The sequence below is a fragment of the Streptomyces sp. NPDC030798 genome, from assembly GCF_055572275.1.
On the sequence record NZ_JBVIDR010000017.1, the window covers coordinates 119,602 to 143,951 of the forward strand.

Genomic DNA, 24,350 nt, shown 5'->3' on the forward strand with positions numbered 1-24,350 from the left:
AAGCCCCGCCAGGCTGCCGCCCCGCAACCCACCTCGCCCCAGCAGGCAGCCGCCACACAGCCGGCGAACTCCGCCAGGCTGCCGCCACACAACCCGCAAGCCCCGCCAGGCTGCCGCCCCGCAACCCACCTCGCCCCAGCAGGCAGCCGCCACACAACCCGCAAGCCCCGCCAGGCTGCCGCCCCGCAACCCACCTCGCCCCAGCAGGCAGCCGCCACACAGCCGGCGAACTCCGCCAGGCTGCCGCCACACAACCCACCTCGCTCCCGCAGGCAGCCGCCACAGCCCGCCGCCACGCAGCCGGTCTTGCCCCAGCGGGTGGTTTCGACACCCGGCCGGCGGTTGGTGGCCGGCGTGCTGCCTGCCTCGGTCAGCAGTGCTGGAGCAGTGCTGTCACCTCCGGGTCCACCACCCGGTAGCGCACGACGCGGCCCTCCTTCTCGCCGGCCACCACCCCCGCCGCTCGCAGCAGCCGCAAGGCCTGGGAGACGGCGGGGTCGTTCATGCCGGTGGCGACGGCGAGGTCCGAGACCGCCAGGGGACCCGTGTGGTGGAGGGCCAGGAGCAGGGCCAGGCGGTTGGGGTCGGCCAGAAGGGAGAAGCGGTCGGCCCAGGTACGCAGACGACCCGCGTCGCCGATGGCGGCGATCGCCTCGCACACCCGGTGACCGTCGATGGTGCGACGGTCCGCTCGGTCAGCAGGCACGAGATGCATGACGTCATCCTCGCAGGCCGCCATGTGATCTTGAATACCTGCGCAGATACGCAGCTATGCAGGCGGTCTCCCGTGCCCCTACGGTGGACACGCCGTGGTGCTCGGGAAGTCGGTGACGGCCCCTCAGGGGTCCATGCCGACGCGGCCCTCGCCACTGTGATCGGGGAGTTCCCGTTCCGTCCGGCATCCGCCGGGCCACTGGCCGTCGTACGGCTGGGAAGGCAGGGACGGCGGGCGCACCACCCGTAAGCCAGGAGACCGGCCACGGCAGCTCACGAAGTGATCCACGAGGTGCTGGAGCGTGAACCCGATGGCCGATGCCGCTTCCTTCCGCTGGCGACGCGAGGACACGATCAGGACGGCCGGCCTGCTGGCCGTCATCGCCGCCCTGCACGTCGTCGCCTTCGGGGTTCTGTTCCTGCTCGTCGCCCCCGAGCACTACAAGGTCGGCCGGGACGTCTTCGGCGTCGGCCTCGGCGTCACCGCCTACACCCTCGGCATGCGGCACGCCTTCGACGCCGACCACATCGCCGCCATCGACAACACCACCCGCAAGCTGATGGCCGACGGCAAGCGGCCGGTGTCGGTGGGCTTCTGGTTCGCCCTCGGCCACTCCAGCGTGGTCGTCCTGCTGTCCCTGCTGATCGCGGGCGGCACCCAGCTCGCCGGCCGGGTCATGAACGAGCACTCGCGCACCCACCAGGTGCTCGGCTTCATGGGTACGACGATCTCCGGCACGTTCCTCTACCTCATCGCCGCCCTCAACCTGGTCGCCCTGGTCGGCATCCTGAAGGTGTTCCGGGCGATGCGGGCGGGGACGTACGACGAGAAGCAGCTCGAACAGCACCTGGACTCGCGCGGGTTCATGAACCGCATCCTCGGCCGGCTCACCAGGTCGGTCTCCCGGCCGGGCCAGATGTTCCCCCTCGGCTTCCTCTTCGGGCTCGGCTTCGACACGGCCACCGAGGTCACGCTGATGGTGATGGCCGGCTCGGGCGCCGCGGCGGGTCTTCCCTGGTACGCGATCCTGTGCCTGCCCCTGCTGTTCGCCGCCGGGATGAGCCTGTTCGACACCCTCGACGGCACGTTCATGAACTTCGCCTACCAGTGGGCGTTCTCCAACCCCGTGCGCAAGGTGTTCTACAACCTCACCATCACCGGCCTGTCCATCGCGGTCGCCTTCTTCATCGGCACGATCGAGCTGGTCGGCGTCCTGCACGACAAGTTCGACCTGCGCGACGCGGTCACCGGCTGGATCGCCGGGCTGAACCTGGACAGCGTCGGTTACATCATCGTCGGGCTGTTCGTCGTGGTGTGGGCCGCGGCGGTGACGTACTGGCGGGTCGGGCGCGTGGAGGAGCGCTGGGCGGCGCGGGTTCCGGCGGCCTCCGAGTAGCTCTCCGGGGCCGAGAGGCCTAGGGCCGGCGGAGGTCTACGGGCGCTCCACCGTCTCCAGGTACAGCTTCACGTACCGGTCGACGTCCACCTCCAACGCCACGTCCACCAGGGTGTGTTCACGGGCGCCCTCGTGGATCTCGGACTCGCCGGGGCGGGGGCGGCGGTCGACGACGGTCTGGCCGCGGGTCGGGCCGGGGCCGAGGGAGACCTCGACGGGGAGCAGCCGGGTGGTGAGGCCTCCGGGGTCGGCGACCGCGCACACCGCGCCCGCGTCGCCCAGACCGCCCGCCTCCTCGGCCTCCGGCGGGCCGCCCTGCGTGGTCGGCCGGTGGGCGAGCAGCTCGCCGGCCAACCGGGTACCGGGATCGGTGGCGGCGCGCAGCCGGTGCACCTCGGTGCCGGGGACGACGACCCGCATGAAGACGTCGAGACCGTACATGGTGATCGGCACCCCGGCGGTGAGCAGGATCGCCGCCGCCTCCGGGTCGTGCCAGACGTTGAACTCGGCGACCGGCGTGGCGTTCCCGGTGGCGACCGCGCCGCCCATGAACACGATCCGCTCGATGTTGCGGGTCACCTCCGGGTGGGTGCGCAGCAGCAGGGCGATGTTCGTCAGGGGCGCGGTGGGGATCAGCGTCACCGGGCGCGGGGAGGCCAGGATCTCCCGGTGCAGCAGCGTGACGGCGTCCACGGCGGCCGGGGCCCGGGTGGGCGCGGGCAGGCCCAGGTCGCCCATGCCGTCCGAGCCGTGCACGTGCCGCGCCGAGCGGGCGGGCTCGATCAGCGGGCGCTCCGCCCCCCGGGCCACCGGGATGTCGGGGGCGCCCGCCTGCTCCAGCACGGTCAGGGTGTTGCGGACCACCCCGTCGACGTCCGTGTTCCCGGCCACGCAGGTCACCGCCCGGAGGTCGAGGCCCGGATGGCGTACGGCGAGCAGCAGGGCCAGGGCGTCGTCGACGCCGGTGTCGCAGTCGATGATCACGGGGATGGCGGGTCGGTCGGCCACGGCGGACTCCTTCCGTCGTGACCGACAGTAGTTCAGACCGTGGGCGTGTTCAGCCCCACAGTGCGGTGCCCCGGGCGGCCACCCGGTCGGCGATGCGCCGCAGCAGCTCGGGCACGGGCAGCTCGCCGGGGCGCCGGCCGTCCCGCAGCCGTACGGCGACCCGGCCGGCGGCGGCCTCGCGCTCGCCGATGACCGCCTGGTACGGCACGAGGCGTGCCGCCCGGACGCGGGCGCCCAGGGTGCCCTGCTCGGGACCGGCGAGTTCGGCCCGCAGGCCGCCGGCCACCGCCTCCCGGACCACCTCCTGCGCCCGCTCCACCTGCTCCCCGGCGACCGGCAGCACGACGAGCTGGACGGGGGCCAGCCAGGCCGGGAAGGCGCCGCCGTGCGCCTCGAGCAGGTGAGCCACGGCCCGCTCGACGCTGCCGAGGACGCTGCGGTGGACCATGACCGGGCGGTGCCGGGCGCCGTCGGCGCCGATGTAGCGCAGACCGAAGCGGGCGGGCTGGTGGAGGTCGATCTGCACGGTGGACAGGGTGGACTCGCGGCCTGCCGGGTCCGCGATCTGTACGTCGATCTTCGGGCCGTAGAAGGCCGCCTCGCCCCGCGCCTCCTCGTACGCCACTCCGGACTCGGCGAGGACCTCCTCGAGCAGCGCGGTGGCCCGGCGCCACAGCTCGGGGTCGGCGACGTACTTGCCGCCCTCGCCGGGCAGCGACAGACGGTGGCGCACGGCCTCGATGCCGAGGTCGGCGTAGGCGCGGGCGATCAGCTCCAGGGCGGCGCGGGCCTCCGCCACGGCCTGCTCCAGGGTGCAGAAGATGTGGGCGTCGTTGAGCTGGATCGCCCGGACCCGGGTGAGGCCGCCGAGGACGCCGGAGAGTTCGGCACGGTACATGGTGCCCAACTCGGCGATGCGCAGGGGCAGTTCGCGGTAACTGCGGGCGCGGGAGCGGTAGATCAGGGCGTGGTGGGGGCACAGGCTCGGACGCAGCACGACCTGCTCGGCGCCCAGCTCCATCGGCGGGTACATGTCGTCCCGGTAGTGGTCCCAGTGCCCGGAGATCTCGTACAGCTCCCGTTTGCCGAGCGCGGGCGAGTACACGTGCCGGTAGCCGGCGGCGCGCTCGGCCTCCCGGAGGTACTCCTCCAGGGTGTGCCGTACGACGGCCCCGTCGGGGAGCCAGTACGGCAGCCCGGCACCCATCAGCGGGTCGGTGCCGAACAGCCCGAGTTCCCGGCCGAGGCGGCGGTGGTCGTGCATGGCGGGCTCCTCAAGGGTGGGTGGGGGCGAGGAACCCGGAGCCGTGCGAACGCCGAAGCCCCGGGGCACTCGCCCCGGGGCTTCGGACTGGGTCAGCTGTCAGCGCGCCGGGACGGTCACCGGCGTCGTCGTGCTCTGCGGACACTGCGGGGCGCGCTGCATGGGGCGACGGTAGCAACGGCGTCACGGGAGGTGCGAGGCGTTTTTGGGGACGCCCGGCCCCGGAGAGGCGTCCGCTCGCCGGGGTCTCTCCTCGGGCGGCGGGAGCGACGGAGCCCGGACGGCGGGAGCGACGACGGGCGCTGGTGAGACGGACGCGGAGACGGCTGGCACGGGGTGAGGCGGACGCGGAGGCGGCGAGCGCCGGATGAGGGCGGACGCGGGGGCGGCGAGCGCCGGATGAGGGCGGACGCGGGGGCGGCTGGCGCCGGATGAGGGCGGGCACGGGGCCGGCGGACACCGGATGAGGCGGACGCGGGAGCGGCGAGCGCCGGATGAGGCGGACGCGGGAGCGGCGGACACCGGATGAGGGCGGCCACGGGAGCGGCGAGCGCCGGATGAGGCCGGGCACGGGAGCGGCGGACACCGGATGAGGGCGGCCACGGGAGCGGCGGACACCGGATGAGGGCGGCCACGGGAGCGGCGGACACCGGATGAGGCGGACGCCAGGTGAGGGCGGACGCGGGCGGCGGGCGCGGGGTGAGGCGGTGGCGGCCGGGCCGGGGTGTCGTCCCTGGGGTGAGGGGCCGCCCGGGGCGGCCCCTCACCCGGACGGGCCGGAGCGCTGGTGGGTGGGGCGGAGGGGTGGTGCCGTGAGAGGTGGCACCCCCACCGGCCCCGGCCCGCGCCTGTCCAGGAGGCACCCCGAGATGACCGCCGCGATACGCCCCCGTGCCCTCCCGCTCGCCGCTCTCGCCGCCGGCCTGCTCGCCCTCACCGGCTGCGCGGCCCTGGGCCTGGAGCACCAGCCGACCGCCGAGCAGCCCCTGCCCACCGTGGACCCGTCCTCCCCCACGGCGAAGGCGTCCGCCCAGGGCGACGGCGCGGCGCTCACCGACGAGCAGGCCCGGGCCGCGCTCATCACGCAGACCGACCTCGGCGCCCCCTGGGTGGCGACCCAGGGGGCGGCCACCTGGCGGGACGGCCTGCTGAAGGCGTCGACGTCGGCGGAGAAGTGCCAACGCCTGCTCGACGCCCTGTACTCCGACGAACTCCTCGGCGGCCCCGCCCGCGTCGCCGTCGGCCTGGACGACGCCGACACCGACGCCCAGCTGCGCTACCAGATCGGCGCCCGGCGCGCGGCGGAGATCGACGCCCAGCTCGCCTGGCTGCGGACGATGCCGGTCGACTGCGCCCGCTTCACGGCCACCTCGGAGAACGGCCTGATCGAGGACGTGCAGGTCACCGAGGCCCCGCTGCCGGAAGTCGGAGACGTGCGCCAGGGGCTGCGCGTCACCCTGGCCACCACCACCTCCGGCAGCTCCGACACCTCCGACGCCTCCGACGCCTCCGGCGAGGAGCAGGTCGTCCTGACGCTGGACGTGGCCGCCGTCCGGGTCGGCGCCGACGCCTTCGCCCTCACCAACGGGGGCCTGGGCGACGTACCGAACGACGCGACCCAGGCCGCCGTCCAGGTCGGCGCCCTGCGCCTGGCGGACGTGCGCAAGCAGGGGCGGGCGCAGGTCTGACACGCGTCCCGTTCCGGCCTCCCGCCGCCGCCAACCCGCCCGGGAGCCCTTGCCGTTCGCGCCCGGCAGCCCCTAGGTTGAACGGCGGATCAAGCATGCTTAACACGTCGCTGTTGTTGCGAGGTCGCCGTGCACGGACGTACATCCGATCCCTACGGACGCCCCACCGCACGGTACGTATGCGGCGTCGCCGCGGCCGTGCTCGCCGTCGCCGCCCTCATCACCGTGGCGAACGCCGGTCCCGCCCACGCGACGGACACCCGACCGGCCCCAACAGCCCTGCGGCAGCACGGACGTTGACCGACCCATCCTGTTCCCGGCCCTGAGCCGGCCTTCCGGCCGATCACGAACTGCCCTATGAAGAAGGCCAGTTCGTCAACCCCCCGGAAGGTTGTACGCGAGTGACACTTCTCACCGCGCACCCCCGGACGGGCGACCCCGCCGCTAGTGTGTGCGATCCAATGCGGCGGACGACGGCAGACATGCCTCGTCGGGGGGTGGGAGGTCAGGGGGATGGTGCTGGACGCCGAGGCGCGACCGAGTGACCGTGGCGGACGGCATGCCGGCGGGGGAAGACGCGGCGGCTCCGGACCCGGGGGACCGCGCCGGGGGCGCCGGATCCTGCGCTGGTCGGCGTTCGGCCTGGCGGCCGTGGTGTTCGGCGCGGCGGGTGCCGGTTACCTCTACTACGAGCACCTCAACGGCAACATCAAGAAGGCGAAGCTCAACCTCGGCACGAGCGACGTCCCCAAGGCCACCCCGAACGCGGCCGGCCAGACGCCGCTGAACATCCTGCTGATCGGCTCGGACAGCCGTAACACCGCCGAGGACCTCAAGCTCGGCGGGTCCAAGGCCGACGTGGGGCGCCCGCCGCTCGCCGACGTGCAGATGCTGCTGCACGTCTCGGCCGACCGCAGCAACATGTCGGTGGTCAGCCTCCCTCGGGACACGATGATCCCGATCCCCAAGTGCACGGGCCCGGACGGGAAGAAGTACTCGGGCCTCTCCATGGCCATGGCCAACGAGTCGCTGGGCCGGGGCGGTCCGGGCTGCACCGTCGCCACCTGGCAGAACCTCACCAAGATCCACATCGACCACTTCATGATGGTCGACTTCTCCGGCGTGGTCTCGATGGCGGACGCCATCGGCGGCGTCCCGGTCTGTGTGAAGCAGAACGTCTGGTCGCACACCTCCGACGGCCACGGCTCGGGCCTGAAGCTGCGTGAGGGGACCACGTACGTCAAGGGCGAGCAGGCCCTGCAGTGGCTGCGCACCCGCTACGGCTTCGAGGACGGCACCGACCTCGGCCGCACCCACGCCCAGCACATGTACATGACCTCGATGGTCCGTCAGCTCCGCAAGAACGCGACGCTCGGCAATCCCGGCGAGATGCGCCGGCTCGCGGAGGCCGCGACGAAGGCGCTCACGGTCGACGAGGGCCTCGGCACGGTCAAGAAGCTGTACGACCTGTCGGGCGAGCTGCAGAAGGTGCCCACCAAGCGGATCACCATGACGACGCTGCCCACCGTGGAGTGGTCGCAGAACCGCAACCGTCTGGTGCCCTCGCCCGAGGACGCCGAACAACTGCTGTCCATGGTCCGCGACGACACCCCGCTGGACGGGCACGGCGCCAAGCACCCGGCCAAGGAGAAGAAGTCCAAGGACCCGGCGGCCGCCGACGACCGCATCGCGGTGCAGGTCCGCAACGGCACCGGCGCCGACGGCCAGGCCCCCGTGGCCCAGCGGGCCACGGCCGTGGTGGACGTGCTGCACGGCAAGGGCTTCGCGCGGGCGCTCGTGGACACCACCGCCGCCACCGAGGCGAAGACCGCCCTGCTGTATCCGAGCGCGGACCTGGAGGGCGACGCCCAGGCCGTGGCCACCGCCCTCGGGATACCGCTGAAGCAGGTGCGCCGGTCGACCGACGTCACGGGGATCACACTGGTCGTGGGCGCCGACTGGCGCACCGGTGCCGCCTACCCGAAGACCAAGAGCCCGACCAAGGCTCCGGCGTCGGCGGCCGTGCTGAACGGCGACACCAAGGACGCCTGCATGCCGGTGCAGAAGGGCTACACCTGGTGAGGTGAGTAACCGGCTGCGTTTGTCAGTGACATGACTTACGCTTTGCTCACCCGCCACACGAAGCACACACAAGACACCCGCACGGCACACACGACGCACACGGAAGGCGCACAGACCCCGTGGCCGCGTGCCCTGCGCCCCCTGTCCCCGTGCTCGGGTGGCGTCCTACTCTTCATTCGTTCCGGGGGGTTCGAATCAGCGTGCGTAAGCGCACCATGACGGCTGCCACGACCCTGGCGGTCCTCTTCAGCTCGGCGGCCCTGGCCGCCGCTCCGGCCCATGCCGACTCCAGCCGGACCCTGCCGGTCAAGCAGACCGGCGACGTCGTCGTCGACGGCGTCCACCAGCAGGTCTTCGTCAGCGACCCGTCCAACGGCAAGATCGTCGTCACGGACTACGCGGGCAACGTCACCAAGCAGCTCACCGCGAACCTGTCCGGCGTGAGCGGCCTGGAGCTGTCCGCCGACTCCGGCACGCTCTACGCGGCCGTGCAGAACCTGGACGCCGTCGCGGTCATCGACACCGCGACCGACACCGAGACCACCCGCTACGCCGTCGGCGACCAGCCGCGCAGCGTCGCCCTCGCGGGCGGCCGGCTGTGGTTCGGCTACGGCGCCTCGGGCTCGGGCGACCTCGGCTCCGTCGACCTCACCGGGGAGCAGCACGAGGTCACCCTCGACCAGGACAAGGGCTGGTACTCCGCGCCGATCCTCGACGCGGCCCCGGGCTCCAGCACCCTGCTGGCCGGCCAGACCGGCGACAGCTCCGGGACCGTCGTCTCCTACGACGTCTCCACCGGCGCCCCGACCCGGCTCGCCTCCGCGTCGGCCGGCGAGAACCTGCGGGACCTGGCCGTCACGCCCGACGGCAAGGACGTCGTCACGGCGAGCGGATACCCGTACCACCACCCGGTGTTCAAGACGGCCGACCTCACGCCGGACGGCACCTACGACAGCAACAACTACCCCAACGCCGTGGCCATCGCCCCGGACGGGACGGTCGCGGCCGGCGTCGACGGCTGGTACAACCCGGACGTCTACGTCTACAAGGCGGGCGCCACCACCTCGGTGCGCGAGTACGACTTCCCGAACACCGGGCGGACCAGCGGCGCCGACGAGCTCGCCGACTCGGCTCTCGCCTGGGCGCCGGACACCTCGCGCCTGTTCGCGGTGTCGTACAACAGCGAGGGCGTCTACTCGCTGCGCGTGCTCACCGCGCCCACCAAGGCGGTCACCACGATCACGGTGGACGCCCCGTCGTCCGCCGCCCGCGCGAAGAAGCTGACCGTCAAGGGCACGGTCACCTCCAAGGTGGCGCTCCCGGCCGGTGTGAAGCTGACCGTGACGCGCACCGACCTGGAGTCCCCGAAGGGCAAGGCTCTCGCCCCGGTGACCGCCAAGGCCGACGGCACGTTCTCCTTCACGGACACCCCGCCGGCCGGCGGCAAGGTGAAGTACACGGTGTCCTACGCGGGCGACGCCGACCACGCGGCGGGTTCCGGCAAGGACACCGTGGACGTCTCGCGGGCCAAGCCGAAGCTGAGCGTGAACAACAACGGCAAGGTGTACGCGTACGGCAAGGACGTCACGTTCACCGCGCACCTCGGCACCACCTACAAGAACCGCACCGTGGAGATCTGGGCCGACCCGTTCGGCCCCGACAGGCCGAAGAAGCTGGTGAAGTCCGGCAAGGTCAACTCGCACGGCAACCTCTCGGTCACCCTGGACCTGAAGCGGGACACCAAGGTCACCGCGAAGTTCGCGGGCGACGCCCGGTACACGTCCGCCTCCGCGTCCAGCACGGTCGGCGCCCGGGTCAGCGTGTCCACCTCGGTCAGCAAGCACTACAAGGCCGAGCACGCGTGGGGTCACACGTACTACTTCTTCCACAGGACGAAGAACCCGGTGATCACGACGAAGATGCCGTACTACCCGGACCGCGCGCAGAAGTTCGAGTTCGAGGTGTACTACCAGGGCACCTGGTACCCCGGCGACCCCGAGTACTTCAAGCTGGGCTCCGACGGCGTCTCCCGGGTGCAGATCACCGGCGACCACGGCCAGGACGTCGGCTGGCGCTTCCGGGTCCGCTCCTCGTACATCAACGGCAGCTCCGGCGACACCGTGAACTCCACGACGCACGGCGCCTGGAAGTACTTCACCTTCACCAGGTGAGGCCGCTAACGGGCCTGGAGCTGCCGCAGGTGCCGCTGGACGTTCTCCAGCGCGCCCTGCCGGCGGCCCGGCACCCGTAGCCGCAACTCCGCGAGCGCGGGCCCGAGTTCACGGGCCCGCGCCGCGTCCTCGATCCGGCTCCACTGGTGGTGGGCCCGGTCCACGGCCGCCTCCACCTCGGGCGCGTCCACCGGCTGCCCCGCCGCCAGCCGCAGCCCGGCCACCCGCAGCCAGGCCCCGCAACTGCGCACCGCGTCCCCCGCGAACATGGCCAGATCGGCCCGCACCTCGGCCCAGTGCAACGCCTCGTCCGACGCCGGCCCGAACCCCCGCACGGCAGCCTCCTCCTCACGGACGGCCAGCCCGTCGGCCTCCCCGTACCGCCCCTGGCGAACGGCCTCACTGATGGCTTCGTGCGGGTCGGATGCCGGGGTGCGGGCGGGAGGCAGGGGTGCGGGCCGGGGTGGCGCGAGCGGGGAGTGAGCAGGGGGCCGCGCCGTGGCAGGGGGGTGCGCGACCGGGGCGCCGTACGACCCCGGAAGCGCAGGGCGGGGCGGGGGAGCGGGGCTGCCGTACGACTCGGCGAGCACCAGGCCGGCGTGTGGGTGGTGCGGGGGGCCGGGGGTGTGGCCGCCGGGGCCCGACAGGAGCAGGTGCCGGGGGGTGGTCGCGTCGGCGGAACGGGTCAGTGCCTGCTCGTGCAGGTGCTGCAGGGGCGGCCGGTGGCCGCTGCGCAGCAGGGTCGCCACCGCCTTCATGTACGACGGCTCCGCCGGCCCCCGTCGCCCGGACTGCGCAGCGGCGATGCGGCCGTAGACGCAGACCGTGCGCCCGGAGTCGAGGGGCCGCTCGGACAGGTGCTGCCAGGTCTCGCCGTCGGCGTGCAGATCGACCACGAGCGCCGTGTCCGCCGCGGAGCGCAACCGCAGCTCCTCGCGGATCCAGTGCCACGGCAGTCCGGTGTAGCGGACGGTCGCCGGCGTGGTGCGGGCCAGCGCCAGGTGGGGCAGGTGCTGGCGGCGGTCCAGATGCAGCTGTCCGGCGATGTACACCGTGAGCGGTCCGGGGGCCGCCGCGGCGGCGCGCAGCCGGGTGAGCACGGCCTGCGGCTCCAGCGGATCGGCCAGCTCGACCACGTTCGCGGTGTCCGTCCCGGACAGCACGGCGGGAGCGACCGCGGCCAGAACGGGCAGCACACCGGCCGCGTCCACCAGCCGGCCCCGGCCCAGCGGCGCGGCCGCGAGCAGCAGCACGGTTCCGGGCATCGTCCCTCCCCTGTGGTCGCCCTACAGCCAGCACCGTAACCGCTGTCACCGCACCCCCGTGCTCCGGACCGCGCACACAGCCCCGCCGAAGCGGCACGCACCCGCGCACAGGCACCGTATCCGGGCACTCGTCACCCTCCCGGACGACTTGCCTGCCCGTCCCCCCAGGTGTGGTCTGGAAGGCGGGGGCGAGGAGAGAGAGGAGTGCTCTCATGGCACACGCGGCACCCACACCCGGCGGCATGCCCCGGCCGGGCCTCACCGCCCCGCCCGGCGGCGACCGCGCACCGGCCCTCGGCGGCCGCAGGACCCCCGACGTCTTCGACGCCCGCACCCACCGGATCGCCCGGGTGGTGGTCCCTGTGGTGCTGGGGCTGGTCTACGGCTACTGGGCCGCGGCGAACCAGCGCTTCGGCGGTCCCGTCACCGGCGGGAACCTGCTCTTCGGGTTCGTCACCGCACTGGTCTTCGCGGTGATCTGCGGCTCGCTGATGGTGCTGGGGCCACGGATGGCGAGGGAACTGCACGCACTGCTGTGGGCGGCATTCACCGGCGCCGCGGTCGGATTCCTGTACATGCAGTCCGGACCGGCGGTCTGGGAGGCGGTGGTGATCTCGCTGTTCGTGTCCGCGGGCGCGTTCGTCGCGTTCTTCTACCGCTACTACACACGCGAGGACGCCGCCGGCAACCGGATCCGCTGAGGACGCGGGGGGGACGGCGTGTTCCGGGGCCCGCCGTCCGGCCCTCCCTCGTCCCCCGGTTGGAGGCGCTCCGCTCGCGCGGCCGCCCCGCGCACCGTTGCCTGGAAGGGTGTCCCCACGTCTGAGGAGTGCCCTGTCGGCCGCACTGATCGTCCTGGCCTGCCTGCTCGTGCCGTTCGGCGCGCTGGCGGCCTGGGCGGCGTACGGGCTCACCGACACGGGCCGCTACGTCACCACGATGGCCCCGCTCGCCGCCGACCCGGACGTGCGGGAGGCCGTCGCCAAGCGGGTCGGGGACGACATCGTGCGCGAGGTCGACCAGCGCATGGACGTCCGTACGGTGCGCGACTCCGTCGCCCCCTTCGTGCACGAGGCGGTCCGCTCCTTCACCCGCACCCGCGCCTTCCGACTGGCCTGGGACACCGGCAACCGGGTCACCCACGACGCGGTGCTGCGCGCCCTGCGCGAGCAGGCACCGACCGGGGACGCGCGGCAGCCGGTCACCGTGGACTTCGCCCCGGTCACCGCGCAGGTCAAGCAGCAGCTCACCCAGGACCACGTGGCGCTCGCCGCGCGCATCCCGGTGGAGCACACGGCGGTGCCGGTGCTGAAGGCGGGCGAGGTGGACCGACTGCGGAAGGGATTCCACGTGCTTGAAATCGCCGGTCTCTGGCTGCCGGTCACCGCCGTCGCCTTCGCCGTCACCGGGATCGCCCTGGCCGTCCACCGCCGCCGCGCCGTCTCCGCGGCCGCCCTCGGTACGGCCGCCGGCGGCGCCGCGCTGGGCCTCGCCGTCGCCGCCGGCCGCGGTCTCACACTCGCCGGCCTGCCCGCCGACGTGCCCCACCAGGCCGTCGGCGCGGTCTACGACGCGCTCACCGCCACCCTCCGCACGGCTTCCTGGCTCCTCCTGGGCCTCGGTCTCGCCGTGGCCCTGACCACCTGGCTCACCCGCCGCCTGCGCCTGCCCCGCCCCGCCCGACGCCGCCGAGGCTCCCCGGCGCCCGCACCGGCCCCCGCCCCGGCCCCGACGAGAGCGAGAGCCTGACCGCACCCCGCCGGGCGCCTCCCGGCACCCACCCCGTGCGCCCTCGCGCCACGTGGCAGACACGTGTCCTCCGGCAAGCCGGCCACCTGCGGTTTCCTCCCGCTCCGTGGCACGGATCCTCCCCTTGCCCCGCTGCCTCCCCGAGTCAGCCGAGTCCGCCGGGCGGCCCGCCGCGCACCAGCTCCGCCAGGGTGCGAAGCGCCCGCGTCAGCTCCGCCTCCGGGGCCGACCCGAGTCCCAGCCGGATCGTGTCGGGCGTACAGCTCGGGTCGACCGAGAAGGCCGTACCCGGGGTGACCGCGATCGCGTGCGCGCGGGCGGCCGCCGTGAGCGTGTCCGCACGCCACGGCGCGGGCAGCTCCCACCACGCGAAGTAGGCCGCCGGATCGGAGCGCACGGCGAACCCGGCCAGTTCCCCGGCGACCAGTTGCTGCCGCCGCGCCGCGTCCCGCCGCTTGGCGGCGACCAGCCGGGCCACGGTCCCGTCCCCGAGCCAGCGCACGGCCGCCTCCAGCGCGAAGGAACCCGCGCTCCAGCCCCCGGACCGGACGGCCCGCGCCACCGCCTCCACCCGCCCGTCCGGTACGGCGGTGAACCCGACGGTGAGCCCTGGCGCGACCCGCTTGGACAGCCCGTCGACCAGGTGGACGAGGTCCGGCACGAGGGCGGCCAGTGGCGGCGCGCCGCCCTGGTGCAGGAAGGACCAGATCCGGTCCTCCACCACCGGTATCCCCAGGCTGTGGACGACCTCGGCCAGCTCCGCGCGCCGCTCTCCGTCCACCGTGAGCGAGGTCGGGTTGTGCAGCGTCGGCTGGAGGTACAGCGCCGACAGCGGGGCGCTGCGGTGCAGGGCGGCGACGGACGCGGCCAGCGGCCCCCGGGCGTCGGCCGCGAGCGGGACGAGGACGCAGCCGATCCGCGCCGCGATCTCCTTGACCAGCGGATACGTCAGCGGCTCGACCCCGACCCGGCCGCCGGGCCGGACCAGGGAGGCGAGGGTGGCGGCGATGGCCTGGCGGGCGTTGCCGGTGAACAGGATCCCGGCCGGGTCGGGCCGCCATCCCCCGGTGGCCAGCAGTCCCGCGACCGCTTCCCGGGCCGCCGCCGTGCCGGTGGCCGGGGCGGGCCGCAGCGCCTCGGTCAGTACGTCCGGCCGCAGCAGGGCCGCGAGGGCGGGAGCCAGCAGTTCCGACTGGCCGGGCGCGGAGGGGTAGTTGAGCTCCAGATTCACCACCGCGTCGGCGGACACCTCGGTCAGGGCGTGCCCCGGCTGCCTGTCCGGTTCGGTGGCGCGCACGAACGTCCCCCGCCCGACCTCGCCCACCACCAGCCCCCGGCGCACGAGTTCGGCGTACACGCGCCCCGCCGTCGACGCGGCGATCCCGTGCCGGCGCGCGAACGCCCGCTGCGGCGGCAGTCGTTGCCCCGGCCGCAGTCGGCCACGGCCGATGTCGGCGGCGATCCGGTCGGCGATCCGCCGGTACTCGTCCACGAGACCCCCTCCCCCGGGCGCCTGGGATTGCACCGAGGGCAAAGATTTTATTGCACCGAGGAGTTGAGGCGCCCTAGGGTCACTCACATGCAGCCCTTCCTCTCATACGAGGACAAAAACCCCGGCGCCTGCGACCGGGCCCCGCTCGTCCTCGTCCACGGCCACCCCTTCGACCGCACGATGTGGCACCCGCAAGTCGCCGCGTTCTGCGCCGAACGCCGCGTCGTCGCCCCCGACCTGCGCGGCTACGGTGCCTCTCCCGTGACCCCCGGCACCGTGCCGCTCGACCGCCACGCCCGGGACCTGGAAGAACTGCTCGACCGGCTCGGCGTGGACACGTTCGTCCTGGCCGGGCTGTCGATGGGCGGCCAGATCGCCATGGAGTGCTATGACCGCTTCGGCGCCCGCGTCCGGGGGCTGGTCCTCGCGGACACCTTCCCGCAGGCCGACACACCCGAGGGCCGGCAGAGCCGGCGGGCCATGGCCGACCGGCTGCTGGCCGAGGGCATGCGCGGGTACGCCGACGAGGTCCTGGAGAAGATGGTCGCCCCGTACGCCGACCCCGAGGTCAAGGCGCACGTCCACCGCATGATGACGGCCACCGCCCCGCAGGGCGCCGCGGCCGCCCTGCGGGGCCGCGCCGAACGCCCCGACTACCGGGACCTGTTGACCCGGGTGGCCGTTCCCGCGCTGGTGGTGGTCGGTGCCGACGACACGTACACGCCGGTCGCGGACGCGGAGGCGATGCACGCGGCGCTCCCCGACTCCCGGCTGTGCGTCGTCGAGGGCGCGGCGCACATGCCGAACCTGGAGCGGGCCGAGGAGTTCAACAGGGCGCTGCGGCGGTTCCTCACCGAGGTGGACGCGCGGTCGTGACGGACGGGTCGTGACCGACCGGACCGAGAGGCCGATCACGACCCCGCGGCGCGGACACCCGGGACGAGCCCTCCGACCGCCGGAGCAAAGCGGTCATAATGACCGCATGTCCCGAGTGTTCCCCACCGGCCTCACGCCCCCCGACTGGCTGGTCCGGAACCTCCGGCCTCAGCGAGCACCCGCCAACTGGCCCGCCGCCGCCCGGGCCGGCGTCGCGATGGCCCTCCCCCTGGCGCTCGGCTTCGCGGCCGGGCGGCCCGACTACGGCGCGCTCGCCTCCATGGGCGCCCTGTCCGGCGTCATCAGCGACACGGCGGCCGCCTACCGCCTGCGCATCGTCAGCATGGCCGTCCCGCAGCTCTTCGGCGCGGTCGGCGTCACGCTGGGCACGCTGGTGTACGGGCACGGGTGGTACGCCGTCGCCACCCTCACCGGCGTCGCGCTGGTCTCCGGAATGATCTCCACGATCGGCGCGGTGGCCTCCGTGTCCGGGCTCCTGCTGCTGATGAACGCCGTGATCGGCGCGGGGCTGCCGCTGCCCGGCCCCTGGTGGCTGGCCCCGGCCCTGCTGACCGGCGGCGGCCTGCTCGTCCTGCTCCTCGCCCTGCTCGCCTGGCCGCTGCGGGCCGGGGTGCCCGAGCGGGCGTCGGTCGCGGCCGCCTACCGCACCGTGGCCGACCTGCTCGCCGCCTGCGGTGACCCCGACCGCTACGTCACCGTCCGCTTCGACGTCACCGAGTCGCTGAACCGGTCGTACGACCTGATCCTCGCCCACCGCGCCCGCCACCACGGCCGCAGCCGCGAACTGACCCGCCTGCTCGCCCAGTTGAACGCGATCACCCCGGTCGTGGAGGCGGCCCCCGCGGTCCACCTCAGCGGCCGCCCGCTCCCGCCGGAGGTCCCGGAGGCCCTCCGGCACGTGGCGCACGCCATCGAGACCGGATTCACCGGCCCCATGGCCCTGAACCGGCTCCCGGTGCCCACCACCGAGACCGCCCGGGCCGTCGACCACGCCCTGCGCCACGCCGCCGAGGTCGCCACCGCCCCCGACGTCGACCCGCGCGGCATCGACGACCGGCTCGGCCGGCCCGCCGCCCTCGGCATCCGCACCGCCCGCGCGGCCCGCAGCGTCGTCCTGTCCGCCCACTCCTGGCGCTACGGCCTGCGCCTCGCCCTCTGCATCGGCATCGCGCAGTCCCTGGTCTCCCTCGTCCCGGTGCCCCGCTCCTACTGGGTCGCCCTCACCATCACCTTCGTCCTCAAGCCCGACTTCGGCTCGGTGTTCTCCCGCGCGCTGCTGCGGGCGCTGGGCACGGTGGCCGGCCTGGTGATCGCGGCGGGGGTGCTGGCGGAGGTGCCGCCCGGCTGGTGGGACGTCCCCGTGATCCTGCTGCTGGCCCCGCTCATCCCCCTGCTCACACCCCGGGGCTACGGCTACCAGACGGCCGCGATCACCCCGGTGATCCTGCTCCTCTCCGATCTGCTCAACCGCCAGGGCACGGCGCTGCTGCTCCCCCGCCTCCTGGACTCGCTCATGGGCTGCGCGATCGCCCTGACCGCCGGCTATCTGCTGTGGCCGGAGAGCTGGCACACCCGGGTCGGCGACCGCCTCGCGGACGCGGTGGCGGACACGGCGACGTACGTCGAGTCGGCCTTCGGCACCGCCGTCGACCCCGCCGCCCGCGCCCGCATGCGCCGCCGCCTCTACCGGGACCTGTCCGTCGTCCGCACCGAGTTCCAGCGGGCCCTGACCGAGCCCCCGCCCACCGGGCGCCGGGCCGCCGCCTGGTGGCCACTGGTCGTCGCCGTGGAACGCATCGTCGACGCCACGACCGCGGCCCGGGTCCGGGTGGGCCAGGGGGCCGCGCCCCCGTCGGCCGCCGAGATCGGCCAGGTGGCCCTGCAGCTGCGCGAACTGTCGGAGGCCGTGCGCCGCACGGAGACCCTGACCGCCGTCCGCACCGATCTCACCGGGCCCGTCGGAAGCGTTCTGGAGCCGCTGCGCCAGGAGGTCGCGGCGGCCCGCGCCATCGCGACACCGCACTGAGGCTCCACCGCCGGTCGAAACGCAATCCGGGGCCGCTAACCTTACGTGTCCGTCCTGGCCAGGGATCGACGGGACAACTCACGCGAAGGGTTGCGACATGGGCATTCTCACTCGTCTGCGGAACGCATTCGGCCGAGGGCGCAAGACGCGCACCGCCGAAGCAGAGGGTGCGGACCGACGTCCCGCGCCGACCCCGGAGCCGACCACCACCCCCTCCGAACCCACCCCCGCCCCGACCGCCCAGGTCCCCGAGCCCCGCACCTCGTCCTCCGACGAACACGACCTGGTCACGGCGGCGTTCGACAACGTGACGGTACCCAGGCAGCCGACGGACCGAGACGTGGAGCAGCCGCCCACGGAGGCCCCGAAGGCTGCGGAACCGGAGCCGGAGCCGGAGCCGGTCATCGAGCTGAAGCCGGTGGCAGAGCCGGAGCCGACCCCGGAGCCGGAGCCCGAGCCGGTCATCGAACTGAAGCCGGTGGCGGAAGCGACGGCCCCGGAGGAACCGCAGGCGGAAGCGGAAGCCGAACAGAAGTCGGAACCGGAAACCGAGCCGCAGCCGGAACCGGCAGCGGAAGCCGAATCCGCACCGGACGAGCCGAAGGCCGCCGACGGCGAGGAAGCCCCACAGGGGGCACCCGCACCGGACAACGAAAGCAGCACGGGTGGTGCGGATGGGAGCACCCCCGCCGAAGGCGAAGCCGAGGCGAGCACCCCCGCCCAGGACGAAGCGGCAAGCACCCCCGCCCAGGACGAAGCGGCAAGCGCCCCCGCCCCCAAGCCGGCCACGCCCCTCACCAGGGTCAAGTCCCGCACCCCCTCCCTCACCACCGCCTACAAGGCCGCCACCACCGCCCTCAAGAAGACCGACCTCACCGGCACCCGGGCGAAGCTCTACCTGGTCCTCGACCGCTCCGCCAGCATGCGGCCGTACTACAAGGACGGCTCCGCCCAGGCCCTCGCCGACCAGACCCTCGCCCTCGCCGCCCACCTCGACCCCGAGGCCACGGTCCACGTCGTCTTCTTCTCCACGGAGGTCGACGGCACCACCGACCTCACCCTCACCCAGGACCACGAGACGAAGATCGACGACGTCCACGCCACCCTCGGCCGGATGGGCCGCACCAGTTACCACGAGGCGGTGGCGGCCGTACTCGCCCACTACGAGAAGAACGCGGCCCCCGGCACCCCGGCCCTCGTGGTGTTCCAGACCGACGGCGCCCCCGACGCCAAGACCCCCGCGACCCAGGCCCTCACCTCGGCCGCGGAGACCCACCCGGCCGTCTTCTTCTCCTTCGTCGCCTTCGGTGAGCACGACAACAAGGCCTTCGACTACCTCCGCAAGCTGAAGGCCCCCAACACGTCCTTCTTCCACGCGGGCCCCACCCCCCGCGAACTCACGGACACCGAGCTCTACGAGGGCACCCTGGCGAACTGGCGCCCGTAGGCCGTCCGGGGGGTGGACCAGCGGCCGGCGCCGCCACCGGCGGTCCACCCCCCGAAACGCGTGTGAGTCGATCTCCGCGGGCCCAGTAGGATTTCGACTTATGGCGGCCACTGGATCCGAGAAGCAGGGTGAAAAGGCGTACTACGTCTCCACCCCCATTTATTACGTCAACGACGCTCCTCACCTGGGCCACGCCTACACGACCGTCGCAGGCGACGTGCTCACGCGCTGGCACCGTCAGCGCGGTGAGAAGGTGTGGTACCTCACCGGCACGGACGAGCACGGTCAGAAGATCATGCGCACGGCCGAGGCCAACGGGGTCACCCCACAGGCCTGGGCCGACAAGCTCGTCACCGAGGCCTGGAAGCCCCTGTGGGAGCACCTGGAGATCGCGAACGACGACTTCATCCGCACCACGCAGAAGCGGCACACCGACCGCGTCCAGGAATTCGTGCAGGACCTGTACGACAAGGGCGAGATCTACAAGGGCGGCTACGAGGGCCCGTACTGCGTGGGCTGCGAGGAGTACAAGCTCCCGGGCGAGCTACTCGACGGCGAAGGTGAATTCGCAGGTCAGAAGCTGTGCCCGATCCACAAGAAGCCCGTGGAGATCCTCAGCGAGGAGAACTACTTCTTCCGCCTGAGCGAATACGGCGACAAGCTCCTGGCGCACTACGAGGCGAACCCGGGCTTCATCCAGCCGGAGTCCGCGCGCAACGAGGTCGTGAACTTCGTCCGCCAGGGCCTGCAGGACCTCTCCATCTCCCGCTCGACCTTCGACTGGGGCATCCCGATCCCCTGGGACGACAAGCACGTGATCTACGTGTGGGTCGACGCGCTGCTGAACTACGCCACGGCGGTCGGCTACAACGAGAACCAGGCGAAGTTCGAGACGACCTTCCCGGCCGACGTGCACCTGGTCGGCAAGGACATCCTCCGCTTCCACGCGGTGATCTGGCCGGCGATGCTGATGGCCCAGGGCCTGCCGCTGCCGGGGAAGATCGCGGCCAACGGCTGGCTGATGGTCGGCGGCGAGAAGATGTCGAAGTCCAACCTGACCGGCATCAAGCCGCAGGACCTGACCTCGCACTTCGGCGTCGACGCGTACCGGTGGTACTTCCTGCGGGCGATCGCCTTCGGTCAGGACGGCAGCTTCTCCTGGGAGGACTTCTCCGCCCGCTACACGAGCGAGCTGGCCAACGACTACGGCAACCTCGCCTCCCGTGTGGCGGCCATGGTCGGCAAGTACTTCGGTGGCGAGCTGCCGGCGGCGACGGCCGACGGCGAGGCCGAGAAGGCGATCCACGACGGCCTGGCGAAGGCGGTCGCGGAGGCCGACCGGAAGATCGGCGACGAACTGGACTTCCAGGGCGGCATCCTGGCCGTCTTCGACTTCGTCAAGCAGGTCAACGGCTACATCACGGAGCAGGAGCCGTGGAAGGTGGCCAAGGACGAGACCGCCGAGGGCAAGGCCCGCCTGGCCACGATTCTCTACACGGCGGCGGAGTCCCTGCGCGCGGTGGCGGTCCTCCTCAACCCGGTCATGCCGGAGACCTCCCAGAAGCTCTGGGACTCCCTGGGCGCCGACGCGTCCCTGGGCGCCCTGGCCGGCCAGCGCGTCCAGGAGGCCGGCACCTGGGGCAGACTCCCCGCCGGCTCGACGGTCACCAAGGGAGCGGTGCTCTTCCCGCGCCTCGAGGAGAAGCCGACCGCGTAACGCCCACACCACGTGCGGACGAGGCCCGGAACCCGACCCTGACAGGTCGGTCCGGGCCTCGTCCGATACCCGGACCGCGGGCGGTCGTACCCCGCGCCCGTTCTCCTCCAGGCGGCCGTCGACGTCCTCGCCGGCCTTCGCCGCACAGACCCCCGGCTGCTCCTCTCCACCACCGAGGCCGAACACCTCGCACCCGGCGTCGCGGCCTGGCTGGAGCGTGACCTCACCCCCACCGCCTGACCGCCCAGCTCCCGCCCCCGCCTCCGTTCCACGCACCCGCCCAGCCACCGGCCGTCCACCACTCGCTCCAGAACTGCGAAGGCTGCGACCGCGCCTTCCGCGCACCGGAACCAGGTCGCTGCCGCGACTGCCGAACCGATCTCCCGGAGGCCGCCTAGCATGAACGTGACGATCCTTGCCCCTGGGCACAGACGACGAGGAGCGAGCGCCATGACCATCGCCCCGGACAACCCGCAGCAGGGCGCCTCCCACCTGTACCGGGCCATGCGGGACTTCGTTCAGTCCATGGACGACACGCTGCCTGGGAAGTTCGAGATCACCAAGGAAGGGATCGTCCACGACATGATGTCGCCGGGAGGGCCTCACGAGGTCACGGCTGCACATATCAGCCGCCGTCTGGAAAGGGTCATGCCGGACGAGTTGCTGGCCCATACCGGCACACCTGATGTGGAGGACGAGCCCGAGGGCATCATGCGCCATCCGGACGTCATGGTGATCGCATGGGCGGACCTGAACGTCCAGGGTTCGATCGACCCTCGCTCGCTCATCGCCGCCATCGAAGTGGTGTCCAAGTCCAACCCGGAGAACGACTGGGTCACCAAGATGCGCGACTACCCCCTCATGGGCGTCCCCATCTATGTGATCTTCGACCCGCGTACGGGCCAGGGCGCCGTCCTCACCGACATCCACACCACCCCCGACGGCCCCCGCTACGCCACCCGCAAGGACTTCGTCTACGGCGAGGACGTCACCATCGCCGACTGGACCATCTCGACCCAGAATCTGCCGCTCTACCGGAGCGAGGGCGGCGAGCAACACTGAAGAGAACCTGCGCGACGGGTCCGGCGGCGGACCTAGGGTAAGGACCGCCTGCCTCCGTCACCGCAGTGCCTCCACCACGAAGAACAGGAAGCAGGGCTTGGTGGACAGGGTGGGGAAGTCGTCGGGGAACAGGTCGCGGGCGGCCGGGGTGGGCTGGGGCTCGCCGAGGGTGGTGAGGCGGAAGCCGGCGGTGGTGAAGGCGTCGGTCATGGCGTGCAACGGCTTGCGCCAGAACTTCATGGGGTGGGGCTGTCCGTCGAACGTCCAGTCGAAGGTGTAGCCGGTGGTCGCGAAATAGTCGGGACGAGGGTCCGACAGGGTGTAGGCCACGAAGGGATGGTCCACCGACGCGATCAGCCGGCCGCCCGGCCTGAGCACGCGCCGCATCTCGGCCAGCGTCGGCCCCCAGTCCTTCAGGTAGTGCAGCACCAGTGACGCGACCACGGCGTCGAACGCGCCGTCGGCGAAGGGCAGCGGGTCCCTCAGGTCGGCCAGCCGCAGGTCCGCGTCCTCGCCGAGCCGCCGCCTGGCCAGCGCCAGCATCCCGGTGCTGGCGTCGATGCCGGTGACGATGGCACCGCGCTCGCGCAGTGCGGCGGTCAGGGGGCCCGAGCCGCAGCCGGCGTCCAGGATCCGGCGGCCGGCCACGTCTCCGGCGAGGGCCAGCATCGCGGGCCGCTCGTAGTACGCGTTCACGAGGTTGTTCTCGTTCTCCGCCGCGTACGCCTCGGCGAAGCCGTCGTAGTCGTTCGCGACAGGGCTGTCCGGCTGGTCCGATACGCGTTCCATCGTCTCAGCCTATTCAAGTGGCGGTTGCGCGGAGGCAGTTGCGGGACCGGTCGGCGCGCTCACCGCCTCCGCCCCGGAACACCGGCGCCGGCCCCTGCGGCCACGACGGCGGCGGACACGGCGAGCAGGTGCCGCCTGCGGAGGGACCGGCGGTGAGAGGGAACTGCCACGGAGGAGTCCTCAGGGTCTGCTGAACTTGCCTTACGACCCCTCAGTGACCGCCGCCCGCAAGGGGGTTGCCGCCGGGCAGGTTTTCGCCGACTAGGCCGCGTACCCGAGCACCAGCGCCCCCACCACCGGCGCCGCGTACACGAGGGGGAACGGAATGTGCGCGTACCACCGTGCCCGCGCCACCGTGACCGCCGCCCCGGCGAAGTACGCCACCAGCCCCACCCCGGCCAGCACACCGACGACCGGCACGAACAGGCCCACCACCAGGCCGACGGCGCCCGCCGCCTTGGCCAGCCCCAGCCAGGTCCACCACGCCCGCGGCACCCGGTAGTCGGTGAGCGCCTTGACGATCCACTCGGCGCGCAGCAGCAGGACGGTCCCGGAGAAACCGGCCATGAGGGCGGCGAGCAGGGTGACGACGATGTGCGCGGTACGCATGAGGGGCTCCCGTCGGGCGATCGGTCGAACTGCGGACACCCCTCTGACACCGGCAACAGGACCGATGTGACAGGCGCCGGCGGAAATCCTGTTGCCGCCCCAGGCGGGGTGCCCCCGCCCCCCGCCTCGCGTCTGGCAGAGTACGGATGTCGTGACCCTCCCCGCATCCGAACCCGCACCCGCGTCCGAGCCCCACCGCCGGCTCCTCGCCGACGTCGTCTCGGCCGGCAGTCCGTACGCGCTGGTGCTCGCCGGCGGGTACGCCCTCGAGGCGCACGGGCTGCTGCGGCGCCCGCACGCCAACCTCGACTTCGCCACCGAGAGCGCGGAGCCCATGGACCGGATCGCCGGTGCCGTCGGCGCCGCCCTGGAGGCGCGCGGGCGGCAGGTGCGGGGCGAAGGGGTCGTGACCGCGCGGACGGCGCAGTTGACGGTCGTCGACCCGCCGACCGGCGAGCCCTGTGTCCTCGCGCTGCACAAGGAGGCCTTCTGGCAGCCTCCGGAGCTCACCCCGTACGGCCCGGCCCTCGCCCTGGAGGACGCGGTCGGTACGAAGATCCGGGCCCTGTACGACCGGGGGGCGGCCGTCGATCTGATCGACGCCCAGGCCGCCGCCGCCCACTTCACCCTGCCCGACCTCGAGGAGCTGGGCCGCCGGCACGCCCACGACCCCTTCGACCTGCCCACCCTGCAGTCCCGCCTGACGGGCACGGACTTCTACGCCGACGCCGACTTCGCGCGGTACGGCTGCACCGGGCCGCGGATCGGCGCCCTGCGCGCCTGGGCCCAGCGCTGGTCCGACGACATCGCCGAGCGGCTGCTGGAGGACGGCGCCTCTCCGGACAACCAGGACGCCGACTCCCCGGACAGCGGGGCCAGCGGCTCCGGCCAGGAGCCCGGCACCGGCAGCTGAGGGAACCCACCGCACCAAGGGCGAGAAAAGGGCTGGTAAAGTCCGCTCACTTGTGCGAGG

At 72.9% G+C, this 24,350-nt stretch carries 19 protein-coding genes, 1 pseudogene and 1 riboswitch; of the genes and pseudogenes, 13 read left to right on the forward strand and 7 right to left on the reverse strand.

All coding sequences use genetic code 11. The annotated features are described in order from the left end of the window. Positions 1 to 370: 370 nt before the first annotated feature. Entirely contained in the window at positions 371 to 715 is a 345-nt protein-coding gene (locus ACZ404_RS31920) for an ArsR/SmtB family transcription factor (RefSeq protein ID WP_468445974.1), read from the reverse strand. A 78-nt stretch (positions 716 to 793) separates the two neighbouring features. Continuing rightward, positions 794 to 996, forward strand: a riboswitch (cobalamin riboswitch). A gap of 29 nt (positions 997 to 1,025) precedes the next feature. On the opposite strand from ACZ404_RS31920, the gene nicT reads away from it, so the two are divergent. After that, positions 1,026 to 2,111: a Nickel transporter NicT gene (gene nicT / locus ACZ404_RS31925; RefSeq protein WP_468445976.1), complete on the forward strand. Its 1,086-nt coding sequence runs from the start codon at positions 1,026 to 1,028 to the stop codon at positions 2,109 to 2,111. 36 nt (positions 2,112 to 2,147) lie between these two features. Here the strand turns inward: nicT and ACZ404_RS31930 are convergent, their stop codons facing one another. Together ACZ404_RS31930 and thrS are read right to left on the reverse strand one after the other, a co-directional pair. Then, entirely contained in the window at positions 2,148 to 3,119 is a 972-nt protein-coding gene (locus ACZ404_RS31930) for a nucleoside hydrolase (RefSeq protein ID WP_468445978.1), read from the reverse strand. A 49-nt stretch (positions 3,120 to 3,168) separates the two neighbouring features. Next, positions 3,169 to 4,452, reverse strand: coding sequence for a threonine--tRNA ligase (gene thrS / locus ACZ404_RS31935; RefSeq protein WP_468445980.1), 1,284 nt, complete (start codon positions 4,450 to 4,452; stop codon positions 3,169 to 3,171). A gap of 800 nt (positions 4,453 to 5,252) precedes the next feature. Between thrS and ACZ404_RS31940 the strand changes: the two genes are divergently transcribed. The 3 genes from ACZ404_RS31940 to ACZ404_RS31950 all read left to right on the forward strand — a co-directional run bounded on the left by ACZ404_RS31940 (position 5,253) and on the right by ACZ404_RS31950 (position 10,324). Further along, on the forward strand, positions 5,253 to 6,071 hold the full coding sequence (locus tag ACZ404_RS31940) for a hypothetical protein (protein WP_468445982.1): 819 nt from the start codon (positions 5,253 to 5,255) through the stop codon (positions 6,069 to 6,071). Between the two features lie 513 nt (positions 6,072 to 6,584). Next, positions 6,585 to 8,153, forward strand: coding sequence for an LCP family protein (locus ACZ404_RS31945; RefSeq protein ID WP_468445984.1), 1,569 nt, complete (start codon positions 6,585 to 6,587; stop codon positions 8,151 to 8,153). A 200-nt stretch (positions 8,154 to 8,353) separates the two neighbouring features. Then, entirely contained in the window at positions 8,354 to 10,324 is a 1,971-nt protein-coding gene (locus ACZ404_RS31950; protein ID WP_468445986.1) for an Ig-like domain repeat protein, read from the forward strand. 5 nt (positions 10,325 to 10,329) lie between these two features. Here the strand turns inward: ACZ404_RS31950 and ACZ404_RS31955 are convergent, their stop codons facing one another. Then, positions 10,330 to 11,589, reverse strand: coding sequence for a hypothetical protein (locus tag ACZ404_RS31955; protein WP_468445988.1), 1,260 nt, complete (start codon positions 11,587 to 11,589; stop codon positions 10,330 to 10,332). 212 nt (positions 11,590 to 11,801) lie between these two features. On the opposite strand from ACZ404_RS31955, the gene ACZ404_RS31960 reads away from it, so the two are divergent. Both ACZ404_RS31960 and ACZ404_RS31965 read left to right on the forward strand, forming a co-directional pair. Further along, positions 11,802 to 12,290 carry a hypothetical protein gene (locus ACZ404_RS31960; protein ID WP_468445990.1) on the forward strand — a complete coding sequence of 163 codons (489 nt, stop codon included), beginning with the start codon at positions 11,802 to 11,804 and terminating at the stop codon, positions 12,288 to 12,290. Between the two features lie 109 nt (positions 12,291 to 12,399). Further along, a complete protein-coding gene (locus ACZ404_RS31965; RefSeq protein ID WP_468445992.1) occupies positions 12,400 to 13,338 on the forward strand; it encodes a hypothetical protein in 939 nt (312 codons plus the stop codon). Between the two features lie 145 nt (positions 13,339 to 13,483). Here the strand turns inward: ACZ404_RS31965 and ACZ404_RS31970 are convergent, their stop codons facing one another. Next, complete coding sequence (locus ACZ404_RS31970; RefSeq protein WP_468445994.1) at positions 13,484 to 14,830, reverse strand: aminotransferase-like domain-containing protein; 1,347 nt, start codon at positions 14,828 to 14,830, stop codon at positions 13,484 to 13,486. An 87-nt stretch (positions 14,831 to 14,917) separates the two neighbouring features. Here ACZ404_RS31970 and ACZ404_RS31975 point away from each other — a divergent pair, with 87 nt between their 5' ends. From ACZ404_RS31975 to ACZ404_RS32000, 6 genes and pseudogenes are all read left to right on the forward strand, one after another. Beyond that, positions 14,918 to 15,706, forward strand: a complete 789-nt coding sequence (locus tag ACZ404_RS31975) for an alpha/beta fold hydrolase (RefSeq protein WP_468445996.1) — start codon at positions 14,918 to 14,920, stop codon at positions 15,704 to 15,706. Positions 15,707 to 15,812: 106 nt separating this feature from the next. After that, on the forward strand, positions 15,813 to 17,753 hold the full coding sequence (locus tag ACZ404_RS31980; RefSeq protein ID WP_468445998.1) for an FUSC family protein: 1,941 nt from the start codon (positions 15,813 to 15,815) through the stop codon (positions 17,751 to 17,753). A 97-nt stretch (positions 17,754 to 17,850) separates the two neighbouring features. Continuing rightward, positions 17,851 to 19,200, forward strand: a complete 1,350-nt coding sequence (locus ACZ404_RS31985; RefSeq protein ID WP_468446000.1) for a VWA domain-containing protein — start codon at positions 17,851 to 17,853, stop codon at positions 19,198 to 19,200. A gap of 100 nt (positions 19,201 to 19,300) precedes the next feature. After that, a complete protein-coding gene (gene metG / locus ACZ404_RS31990) occupies positions 19,301 to 20,917 on the forward strand; it encodes a methionine--tRNA ligase (protein WP_468446002.1) in 1,617 nt (538 codons plus the stop codon). An 84-nt stretch (positions 20,918 to 21,001) separates the two neighbouring features. Further along, positions 21,002 to 21,315, forward strand: a pseudogene (locus tag ACZ404_RS31995) (helix-turn-helix domain-containing protein); the annotation flags it as partial. Positions 21,316 to 21,367: 52 nt separating this feature from the next. Beyond that, positions 21,368 to 21,979: a Uma2 family endonuclease gene (locus ACZ404_RS32000; protein ID WP_468446004.1), complete on the forward strand. Its 612-nt coding sequence runs from the start codon at positions 21,368 to 21,370 to the stop codon at positions 21,977 to 21,979. 57 nt (positions 21,980 to 22,036) lie between these two features. Here the strand turns inward: ACZ404_RS32000 and ACZ404_RS32005 are convergent, their stop codons facing one another. Both ACZ404_RS32005 and ACZ404_RS32010 read right to left on the reverse strand, forming a co-directional pair. Then, positions 22,037 to 22,768 (reverse strand): class I SAM-dependent methyltransferase, encoded by a 732-nt coding sequence (locus ACZ404_RS32005; protein ID WP_468446006.1) that lies wholly within the window; start codon positions 22,766 to 22,768, stop codon positions 22,037 to 22,039. Between the two features lie 261 nt (positions 22,769 to 23,029). Continuing rightward, positions 23,030 to 23,377, reverse strand: a complete 348-nt coding sequence (locus ACZ404_RS32010; protein WP_468446008.1) for a DoxX family protein — start codon at positions 23,375 to 23,377, stop codon at positions 23,030 to 23,032. Between the two features lie 151 nt (positions 23,378 to 23,528). Here ACZ404_RS32010 and ACZ404_RS32015 point away from each other — a divergent pair, with 151 nt between their 5' ends. After that, positions 23,529 to 24,290, forward strand: coding sequence for a nucleotidyl transferase AbiEii/AbiGii toxin family protein (locus ACZ404_RS32015; protein ID WP_468446010.1), 762 nt, complete (start codon positions 23,529 to 23,531; stop codon positions 24,288 to 24,290). Positions 24,291 to 24,350 lie beyond the last annotated feature (60 nt).

Excerpts from the sequence above, each read along its gene's own strand:
- ACZ404_RS31920 (WP_468445974.1), bottom strand. The coding sequence starts at position 715 with ATGCATCTCGTGCCTGCTGACCGAGCGGACCGTCGCACCATCGACGGT.
- nicT (WP_468445976.1), top strand. The coding sequence starts at position 1,026 with ATGGCCGATGCCGCTTCCTTCCGCTGGCGACGCGAGGACACGATCAGG.
- ACZ404_RS31940 (WP_468445982.1), top strand. The coding sequence starts at position 5,253 with ATGACCGCCGCGATACGCCCCCGTGCCCTCCCGCTCGCCGCTCTCGCC.
- ACZ404_RS31945 (WP_468445984.1), top strand. The coding sequence starts at position 6,585 with ATGGTGCTGGACGCCGAGGCGCGACCGAGTGACCGTGGCGGACGGCAT.
- ACZ404_RS31955 (WP_468445988.1), bottom strand. The coding sequence starts at position 11,589 with ATGCCCGGAACCGTGCTGCTGCTCGCGGCCGCGCCGCTGGGCCGGGGC.
- ACZ404_RS31960 (WP_468445990.1), top strand. The coding sequence starts at position 11,802 with ATGGCACACGCGGCACCCACACCCGGCGGCATGCCCCGGCCGGGCCTC.
- ACZ404_RS31975 (WP_468445996.1), top strand. The coding sequence starts at position 14,918 with ATGCAGCCCTTCCTCTCATACGAGGACAAAAACCCCGGCGCCTGCGAC.
- ACZ404_RS31980 (WP_468445998.1), top strand. The coding sequence starts at position 15,813 with ATGTCCCGAGTGTTCCCCACCGGCCTCACGCCCCCCGACTGGCTGGTC.
- ACZ404_RS31985 (WP_468446000.1), top strand. The coding sequence starts at position 17,851 with ATGGGCATTCTCACTCGTCTGCGGAACGCATTCGGCCGAGGGCGCAAG.
- metG (WP_468446002.1), top strand. The coding sequence starts at position 19,301 with ATGGCGGCCACTGGATCCGAGAAGCAGGGTGAAAAGGCGTACTACGTC.
- ACZ404_RS32000 (WP_468446004.1), top strand. The coding sequence starts at position 21,368 with ATGACCATCGCCCCGGACAACCCGCAGCAGGGCGCCTCCCACCTGTAC.
- ACZ404_RS32005 (WP_468446006.1), bottom strand. The coding sequence starts at position 22,768 with ATGGAACGCGTATCGGACCAGCCGGACAGCCCTGTCGCGAACGACTAC.
- ACZ404_RS32010 (WP_468446008.1), bottom strand. The coding sequence starts at position 23,377 with ATGCGTACCGCGCACATCGTCGTCACCCTGCTCGCCGCCCTCATGGCC.